Origin of the sequence: Pyxidicoccus caerfyrddinensis (assembly GCF_010894405.1) — a bacterium.
GTDB lineage: Bacteria > Myxococcota > Myxococcia > Myxococcales > Myxococcaceae > Myxococcus > Myxococcus caerfyrddinensis.
On the sequence record NZ_JAAIYA010000001.1, the window covers coordinates 50,436 to 59,240 of the forward strand.

The window sequence follows — 8,805 nt, forward strand, 5'->3', positions numbered from 1 at the left end:
GGCGTCGCACCTTGCCTGACACGCCTGCTTGAATATTCTCCGGGGAAGGGGCGTCCCTGTCCTCATCATCCCGGAGGTTGTCTGTGCGCCTTGCCCCCGCGCTGCTCCTGTCGACGCTGATTCCTTGGATCGCGCTCGGCGAAGGCGTCGAGTCAAAGCGCCCGAAGGCCGACACCGCGGACCGGGTGTACGCGGTCACGACAATGATGAACGCGCCCGACGGCGCGCTCATCACGGTCGGCTTCAATGCACTGCGCCGGATGGCGCCCGGGGCGAAAAAGTTCGAGGCGCTCCACGCGATCAAGGGCGACCGTCTGTACCGGATCGCGATGAACGACCGCGGAGAGCTGCTCGCGACGTGGGAGAAAGATCCCTCGATCCACTACTTCACCCGTGACCGGCAGCACGTCCGGATCCCGAAGCCCACCTCGCCGCGCGAGAACATCTACAACCTGCACGTCGAAGAACTCCACTTCCTGCCGAACGGCCGGGACGCGCTGGTGCACCTGCAGGGACGCGAGACGAACCTGACCATCGACTACGACGTGACCTTCCGGGTCGCGCTGGATGGCCGCACGCCGCCGATGCCGGTGGCGCAGATGATCGGCGCGCGGCAGATCGACATGACGGTGGACCGGGCGATCTACGTCCTGCCGAAGAAGCCCGGTCAGATGTGCGAGCACCTCACCTGCAAACCCGTGGAAGCGGTCGTCGCCGACTTCTTCGACGCGGACGGCAACGCGCAGCGCAAGACCCTGCTCGACGGCAAGGCGATGGAGATTGGCAACGCGAACGTCGTGTGGGGCCAGAAGGGTCCGTCGATCCTGCTTCGGGTCGATCTCCCCAAGAACCAGGACGTGTTCGCTCGTTTCCGGCCGGGCGCCGAGAAGCCCGACCTGTGGCCGCTGAAGGGGTTCAGCTCCTACGACGACAGGCTGCTGTACGCGCTCGCCACGGGCGAGGTGCTCCAGGTGAAGACCGACGAGAAGGGCCTCACCCTCACCCGCCACCTCCTCGATGGAAGCCAGCAGGTGAGCACCGTCCCGGCGCTCATCGAGCGTGAGGACTGGGATCGCGAGGTGCACGGGTTCGGCGTGCGTCGCGACGGACGCCTCTGGGTGCACTGGGGTCGTCATTTGCTGCTGTTCGGGAAGGAGCCCGCGGAGGCACCGCGCAGCCATGACCTGGAGCCGCTGCTCGCCCGTTTCACCGCGTGGGCCGACGTCGACATCTATGTCCCCGGCCAGGATGCGCTGTGGGTGGGGCTCGACCGGACGCGCTCGCGCGACTACGCGCGGGTGAACCTCGCCGACATCGAGAAGCGTGCCAGGCCGTGGGCGCCGCGAACCGTCGCGGCGTCGGCTCAGTAGTCTCGCCCCCAGCGTCCGGCGCCAGGCTTCAGCGCGCTTGAATCCCCTCCTCGAGCGCTGCGTCCGTCCTCGCATCTTCCATGAGGTCCTCCGTGCGAAACGTCGCCGTTCTCCTCTCGATGACCCTGGTGGCGTCGGTCGCGCATGCGGAGGGCGTCGAGCCCAGGAACCCGAAGGCGAACACCGCGTCGCGCGTCTACGCCGCGACGACGCTCCTGAATGCGGCGGACGGCGGCCTGATCAGCGTCGGCTTCAGCACGCTCGCGCGGATGGCGCCCGGCGCTCGCAAGTTCGAGACGCTGCACTCGATCAAGGGCGACAGCCTCTATCGCGTTGCCACCAGCGAAAGAGGCGAGGTGCTGGCGACATGGGAGAAGGATCCGTCGATCCACTACTTCACGCGCGACGGTCGGCACGTGGTGCTCCCACAGCCTGGCTCGCCACGCGAAGGGAGCAATCGGTTCGGGGTGGAGTTCCTGGGCTTCTTGCCGAACGGGCGCGAGGCGCTCGTGCACATGGACGGCAACGACAAATCGACGCAGTACGACGTCACGTTCCGGCTCACGCTGGACGGCAGCAAGCCGCCCGAACCCGTCGTGCAGCTGGTGTCGGCGCGGCGGCTCGACATGAGCACGCAGCGTGCGGTGTACGCCCTGCCGAAGAAGGCCCGCCAGGGCTGCGACCATCGCAGCTGCGCTCCCGTCGAGGAGGTCGTGGCCTTCGTCTTCGACGAGAACGGGAACGCACAGCGGAAGACGATTCTCAACGGCGCCGAGCTGTCGGTGACCCACGCTCACATGGTGTGGGGTCAGAAGGACGCGCCGCTCATCCTGCAGGTGGAGCTCCAGCAGAACGAGCGCGTCCTCGCGCGCTGGCGCCCGGGGGATGCGAAGGCGGAGGTCCGCCCGATCACGCGCTCCACCCACGGGGAACCCCGCTTCTACGCGCTGGCCTCGGGGGATGTGGTCGAGACGAACGTCGATTACGACGAGGGCCTCACCATCACGCGCCATGGCATCGACGGCAGCCGGCACGTCACTGCCGTGCCGGTGCTCGCCGATCCGGACAACTACGATCATCACGTCCACGGCATCGGCGTCCGCAAGGACGGGCGGCTCTGGATGCAGTGGGGAGATCACCTGCTGTTCTTCGGCCGCAATGCCGACGCCGCGCCGCGCATCCACAACATCGAGCCCCTGCTCACGCGCCACGCGGAATGGGCCGGGGCCGACGTCTACGTCCCCAGCCAGGACGTCCTCTGGGTGGGGATTGACTCCGCTCGCTCACGCGACTTCGTGAGGTTGGACCTCGCCGACGTCGACAAGCGTGCGAAGCCGTTTGCGCAGCAGAAGGTCGCGAGAGAGTGACGCGGTGAGCCCATCGACGTGGACGACCAGGCTCCAGTGCTACGTGCAGGCGTCGCCGATGCCGTCCAGGTCCGTGTCGAGCTGGTCGGCGTTGGGCACGGTCGGGCAGTTGTCGGTGTCGTCGGGAACGCCGTCCTCGTCCGTGTCGACCATGGCGGGCAGGTCCACGCCGTCACAGTCCTGGTCGATGCCGTCGCCCGGGACCTCGGTCGCTCCGGGATGGATGCTCGAGTCGCCGTCGTTGCAGTCATTCCCACCGTAGGTCACCGCGACGTAGCCATCAGCGTCCGAGTCGCCCGTCTGCGTCGCGCACTGCCGGACGTTGCTGTACGTCACGGCGTCATACCGGTCATAGAGTCCGACCCGGTACTGGTACGTGGTCCCCGGCACGCGTCCCGGGTCGGAGTTGGAGCTCGCACCCCAGTAGGGGAACGTCTTGATGACGCTCCAGACACTGGAACCCGCCGCCGCCCGCTCCAGCTCGATGCGGTCGTAGTCCGTCGGACGCGAGGGCAGCGACCAGGCGGTGTAGAGCATCGTCGTCGGATCCGGATAGTCCGCGTAGCAGTAGGTGAGGTTCGCCGCCGGCGGGGCCAGATTGGCGATGGGCAGGCCATAGCTCGCACCCGGGTTGTAGGACGTCACGCCGAGCGTGGAGACGTACCAGTTCCCCGTGCCCGTGAACTTCAGCCCGGAGATGAGCGTGGTCGTGGTGGACGTGGTGTCCGGGTAGCGGACCTCGATGCGGTAGATGCCCTGGAAGCCGCTCCAGACATAGAGCCCGCTGAGCTGGACCGTGAAGGACTGCCCGGGGCCGACCAGGGTGGTCGGACCATAGACAGTCTTGTCATACGAGTTGAAGTCGGCATCCGCGAAGACATACACCTGATCGCTCGGGCCGAACTTTCCCACGCCCGTGTTCTTGAACAAGATCGTCACGGTGCCCGTGGTCGCTGCCTGCGCCCGGGTCGAAATGACCAACAGGGCAAACACGGTGGCAAAGGACAAAAGAAACCGCAGTCGGCTACGAACCATCTCGGGAACTCCTGAACGGGATTGCGCCGCGGAACTCGGCGGCGCCTGTCTATCATGGAACGGTCCGCGTCATTCCTGACGCTGATTGTCATTCCGCTGCCGTCAGAAATTGGCACCTGCCCAGGCTGTGAGCCGCGCTGCTCCCGGGTGCGCGACGAATTCTCCTGGGACGACGCTGTCGTGGGGGCCTCCCCTGGGTGAAGTCGAAGCCCTCTCCTGGGAGATTTTCATGAAGCCTGGACGCATCGGTCGCACGACTACGAAAGCAACGGAATTTCACGCATGGTCCCGCCGGCTTTTGCTCTGCGGCGTGGTGCTCTCGTCCACGGCGGCGTGGGCGGCGGACTTCTACGTCGACCCCGTGAATGGCAGTCCCGATGGCGACGGCAGCGCCACGAATCCGTGGCGGACGCTGCGGGAAGTCCTCAACGACGGGCTTGTGGAGAGCCGGAGCTGGGAGTGGCTGCCCTATGAGGAAGGGCGGCCGCTGGTGCCTCGGAACCCGGGTGCGCCCGTGAAGGCGGGAGACACCCTCTGGCTTCGTGACGGCTACCACGGAGAGGTGGAGGTCACGAGCTACTACAACACGGGCTTCATCACGGTGGCGGCCGCTCCGGGCCACCAGCCACGGCTGGGCCGTCTGCTGGTGCGCTCCAGCTCGCACTGGGTCTTCCGGGGGCTGCACATCAGCACGGAGTTCCTCCCCGTCTATGACAAGTGGACCCTGGTGGACATCGACTGGCACAGCTACCGAGGGCCGGTCCACGACATCACCCTGGAGGGGAATGTCATCCAGGCCGTGTCGGACGTCTCGGGCTTCACGGAGGAGGACTGGAAGACCAAGGTCGGCCACGGAATCGTGGGTGACGGCTGGAACCTGGTCATCCGAGGCAACCACCTGAAGAACGTCGACTACGGCATCCAGCTCGGTGCACCCGATTCGGTGGTGGAGTGCAACACCGTGGAGAACTTCGCCGGGGACGGGCTGCGCGGGCTGGGTGACAACTCCGTGTTCCAATACAACACAGTCAAGAATTGCTACGAGGTGTATCCGGACCACCGGGACGGCTTCCAGTCGTGGACCGTCGGGCCCGGGGGCGTGGGGCGAGGCGAGCTCCGCAACGTCGTCCTCCGGGGGAACTACATCCTCAACTTCGAGGACCCCGCCCAGCCGTTCCGCTGCGCGCTCCAGGGCATCGGCAACTTCGACGGGACGTTCGTCGACTGGGTCGTCGAGAACAACGTCATCGTCACGGACCACTACCACGGCATCACCTTCATGGGCGCTCGCAACGTGCGGGTGACGAACAACACGCTGCTGGAGCCGAACGGTGCCGTGGGCCAGCCCGGGCCGCCGTGGATTCGCGTGGCGGAGCACAAGAATGGCACCCCGCCCGAGGCCTGCGTGGTGCGCAACAACCTGGCGCCCGCGTATGCCAGCTCCGACGTGGGCGTGACGGAGGACCACAACCTCCAGGTGACGGACCCGGCGGCGTTCTATGTGAATCCCGCCACGTACGACCTGCGCCTCAAGCCCGGCTCACCCGCGATTGACGTGGGGAGCGCCGGCCTGACGCCGCTCATCGACACGGTGGGCACCGCTCGGCCCCAGGGCTCGGGCGTGGACCTGGGGGCGTACGAGTGGGCTCCGTCAGGTCCGCCGGGCGCGGGCTCCGGCGTTCCCCAGTGCGCCGCGTTCCGGGCGTCTACGTTGCGCTGAAGCGAGGCCAGCGCGGCCAGCCAATGGAGCGTCACGGTTCGAGGGGACTTCGGTTGAATACAGATTTCGCTGGCTCGTCACGAGCCTCACCTGAAGGCCCCGAGGTGGTGCCATCAGGACTCAACTGGTTCCAACTCCAGAGGCCCCCCCATGCCATCGCTCCGTTTGCTATTGCCCGCTTGTGTCTTCGTCATCTTGTCCGGCTGTGCGGCATTGACCCAGCAGTGGCGAGAGACCTATTGCAGCCGCGAGGGCGGCTACCGGCTCGGAGTGGAGCATGCGAGCACGGGGTTCCCCCTGCAGTCCCAGGCGGCCTACAACTGCGACGAGTCGGTTCGGTCCGCGATGACCGAGGGTTACCGCGAGGGTTATGCCTCTGTCGCGCAGACCGCGCCACCTCCCACGCAGAGCGCGCAGACCGCGTCAGCTCCCACCCAGAGCGTGCAGGCCGAGCCACCTCCAGCGGAGCCGGCGAGCGTGAGCACTCCTCAGGCCTCGTCTTCCGCCGCACCGGCCGAGGAGATCAGGTGCTGCGTGAACGGCGTCTACTACGGGTGCCCCGATACCGCGACGCTCGACCGCTGCGGAGGGGCTTTCTCGCGGTGCATGATGGGCTGCATGTCCTCCTCCGACATGAAGTGCCCCGACCGCTGCTTCGAGTCGCATCCGCCTGATCCGTCCGCCTGCCGGCGGGACTCGGACCGCGACTCGCTCTGTCGCTGAAGAGCACTCGCTCCGAGTCTGGAGAAGGTCCGGTGCGCATCGGGCGCCCGTGCGCACATGTACACTCACGTCAGGAAGTCTCACCCAGGGCCGCGATGCTGCTCACAGCGGAAGAGGGGTCGTTCACTGAAACGTGACACGAACACGGTAAATCAGGAGTGAAACAGGCGGGGTGAGTCAGACGGTTCTGATGTATTGAGCCGCGTCACATCGCTGTTTCCCCCTCCAGGAGTTCCTGATGCGTCGTGTTGGCTCAGCCCTTCTTGCCGTGAGCATGTTCGCCGGTTGCGGTGGTCTCGAAACCGAACCGTCCACCGAGCCGCTCGCGTCTCCGTCCCTCCAGTCGCAGCAGTCGCCGATCCTCACCACCACGGACGTGGACGTCGCCCCGGAGTGCGAGGGCATCCTCACCTTCGTGAACACGGCGTCCTACCAGACGCTGGACGTGTACCTGCCCAGCAACGTCGTCACCAACCTCGTCAACCGGCGCGCGATGGCGCCCTTCACGTCGCTGGCGGACGTGTCCTCGGTGCCGCTGGTCGGTGAGGCCCGCCTCAAGCAGATCGAGGGCGGCGCCCGCACGCTGGACTACATCGACGCGGACTGCACCGGCATCTTCGACGGGCTGGCCATCTCCCATGACGACGCGGCCGCCATCGTGTCGCTGGTGAACACCATCGACGACTCGGAGCTGCACGACGTCCTGCCGGACGCGTGGAACGGCGCCGCGAACCTCCTCGGCCTGCGCCCGTTCACGTCGGCCCAGGCCATCTCCAACGTGGCGGGCATCGGCGAGGTGAGCTTCCGGAACATCCGGAACTCGGCCACGCTGAGCCGGCCGTTCGAGGCGCTCGCCGCCGCGCTGAACGCGCTCCCCAGCAACGGGTCCTACGGCGCGCAGCTGCAGCGGCACTTCGACTGGTGGAATGAGGTGACGGCCAACCACCCCTACTCCCGGGGCGGTCCGACCTGCTTCGGGCTTGAGCCCAGCAGCGTCCCGTCTGGCGCGAGCATCCGGCCGAATCTGGCCAACGCCGCCGAGGTGCGGGCCGCGGTCGACAACACGCTGAGCTACGTCAACGCGAACACCCGGATCTCGGCCAGCGTGCGCACCGCGGGCCTGGCGAACCTCGACGCGCGTATCGCGGGACGTTCGTTCAAGGGCTGCATCTTCACCTACGCGGATGACCCGTGGAGCAGCCACACCGTCTCCATCTTCGTCGACACCGTGAACGGCTTCAGCGTGCTGACCGAGACCTGGTGGGCGGAGTAGTCCGAAGCTGACGGTCCGGGAGCAAGAAGCCCCAGGTTCCGCAAGGAGCCTGGGGCTTTGTCCTGCCTGGAGAGGCGGCCTCCACGGAGGTGCTGGAGAACCGGAGACGAGCACCTGGTCGGAGCCGCTCACCTCCCACCCGATCCAGATTCGCTTCCCTGTCGCCTACGATTCGCGGCGAAACCAGCTCTTCTCCTTGATGTGGGCCGACGGGCAGGGCTACGGCAACCCGGGGTTCAATTCCTCGCGCATCCCGGTGGGTGGGAACACCCAGTGCGAAGCCACCCTGGCTCCAGGTCCGGCACTCACCCAGCTGCAGAGTCTCGTCCCGGTGTACGCGGCGATGGTCTACGACCCCGGCCACGACCGGTTCCTGTTCTATGACGGGCGCGCGGCCCCCGGAGAAGTCTTTGTGGTGCCCCCCGGGCGCCACGGACGACGCCCCGTACTCGGTGAGCATTCTCGACCTTGGCCCCGCATCGGCCACCCCGCCTGCGACCGTGAGCGCCGGAATCAACAGCCGCTTCCGCTACGTGCCGGCGCTGCGTTGCATCGTGGCCATGCCCGACGCCCGGCAGCCGCTCTGCTTCATCCGGCTCGAGTAGCCCCTCCTCGATGAGCTTGCTTTGTGTGGGGCGTGTCATGGAGCCGCGCTCCACACGAAGTGCCGGAGAACTGCCAGGCCGGAGTAAACCCCGTCACGCGTTCCCCTCCAGCCAAGACAAGCGAAGAGGTATGTGGTGCTCGCGGACGAGACGCTCGTAATCTTCTCGGATGATGTCCGGGGTCACTCCAAGCCGTTTGGCAGACATCGTGACCCTGGCGGAAGCAATCACCACGTGAGGATCGAGGCCGGGATCAAGGCCGTCGAGATCCTGTGAGAGAAGGGTTCGAAGCCGCGGAAGCTTCAGTTCACGCGTCAACCCGATAGTTGCGCTCCGGCGTACGTATTCGCTGTCGTCCGCCCCGGCCCGCGCCCGCAGGAGCTCGAATGTCTCGGGCCGGTCGGCGAAGCGCTCCACCAGCCAAATCACGGCAGTCGCGCGCACGCTCTCGCTGTCGTCCGCCCCGGCCCGCGCCCGCAGGAGCTCGAATGTCTCGGGCCGGTCGGCGAAGCCTTTCGCCAGCCCGCGCACGGCAGTCGCGCGCACGCTCTCGCTGTCGTCCGCTCCGGCCCGCGCCCGCAGGAGCTCGAATGTCTCGGGCCGGTCGGCGAAGCGCTCCGCCAGCACGCGCACGGCAGTCTCGCGCACGCTCTCGCTGTCGTCCGCCCCGGCCCGCGCCCGCAGGAGCTCGAATGTCTCGGGCCGGTCGACG

General features: G+C 67.0%; 8 protein-coding genes. 6 read left to right on the plus strand and 2 right to left on the minus strand.

The genetic code is table 11. The features are described from left to right. Positions 1 to 83 precede the first annotated feature (83 nt). Both G4D86_RS00220 and G4D86_RS00225 read left to right on the plus strand, forming a co-directional pair. A complete protein-coding gene (locus tag G4D86_RS00220) occupies positions 84 to 1,370 on the plus strand; it encodes a hypothetical protein (protein WP_163988047.1) in 1,287 nt (428 codons plus the stop codon). A gap of 92 nt (positions 1,371 to 1,462) precedes the next feature. Then, complete coding sequence (locus tag G4D86_RS00225) at positions 1,463 to 2,737, plus strand: hypothetical protein (RefSeq protein WP_163988049.1); 1,275 nt, start codon at positions 1,463 to 1,465, stop codon at positions 2,735 to 2,737. Positions 2,738 to 2,776: 39 nt separating this feature from the next. On the opposite strand, the gene G4D86_RS00230 is transcribed toward G4D86_RS00225, so the two are convergent. Next, positions 2,777 to 3,676, minus strand: a complete 900-nt coding sequence (locus tag G4D86_RS00230; RefSeq protein ID WP_163988051.1) for a MopE-related protein — start codon at positions 3,674 to 3,676, stop codon at positions 2,777 to 2,779. A 406-nt stretch (positions 3,677 to 4,082) separates the two neighbouring features. On the opposite strand from G4D86_RS00230, the gene G4D86_RS00235 reads away from it, so the two are divergent. The 4 genes from G4D86_RS00235 (at position 4,083) to G4D86_RS00250 (ending at position 8,093) form a co-directional block, all read left to right on the plus strand. After that, on the plus strand, positions 4,083 to 5,492 hold the full coding sequence (locus tag G4D86_RS00235; protein WP_163988053.1) for a right-handed parallel beta-helix repeat-containing protein: 1,410 nt from the start codon (positions 4,083 to 4,085) through the stop codon (positions 5,490 to 5,492). Between the two features lie 150 nt (positions 5,493 to 5,642). Then, complete coding sequence (locus G4D86_RS00240; RefSeq protein ID WP_163987982.1) at positions 5,643 to 6,215, plus strand: hypothetical protein; 573 nt, start codon at positions 5,643 to 5,645, stop codon at positions 6,213 to 6,215. A 238-nt stretch (positions 6,216 to 6,453) separates the two neighbouring features. Beyond that, positions 6,454 to 7,488 (plus strand): hypothetical protein, encoded by a 1,035-nt coding sequence (locus tag G4D86_RS00245; protein ID WP_205519412.1) that lies wholly within the window; start codon positions 6,454 to 6,456, stop codon positions 7,486 to 7,488. A gap of 452 nt (positions 7,489 to 7,940) precedes the next feature. Continuing rightward, on the plus strand, positions 7,941 to 8,093 hold the full coding sequence (locus tag G4D86_RS00250) for a hypothetical protein (RefSeq protein WP_163988054.1): 153 nt from the start codon (positions 7,941 to 7,943) through the stop codon (positions 8,091 to 8,093). Between the two features lie 93 nt (positions 8,094 to 8,186). Here G4D86_RS00250 and G4D86_RS00255 read toward each other — a convergent pair. Continuing rightward, on the minus strand, positions 8,187 to 8,805 hold a 619-nt coding region (locus G4D86_RS00255; RefSeq protein WP_205519413.1), incomplete at its 5' end, for a HEAT repeat domain-containing protein.

Bases quoted from the DNA above. Each gene is read 5' to 3' on its own strand.
- G4D86_RS00240 (WP_163987982.1), top strand. From the start codon at position 5,643: ATGCCATCGCTCCGTTTGCTATTGCCCGCTTGTGTCTTCGTCATCTTG.
- G4D86_RS00245 (WP_205519412.1), top strand. From the start codon at position 6,454: ATGCGTCGTGTTGGCTCAGCCCTTCTTGCCGTGAGCATGTTCGCCGGT.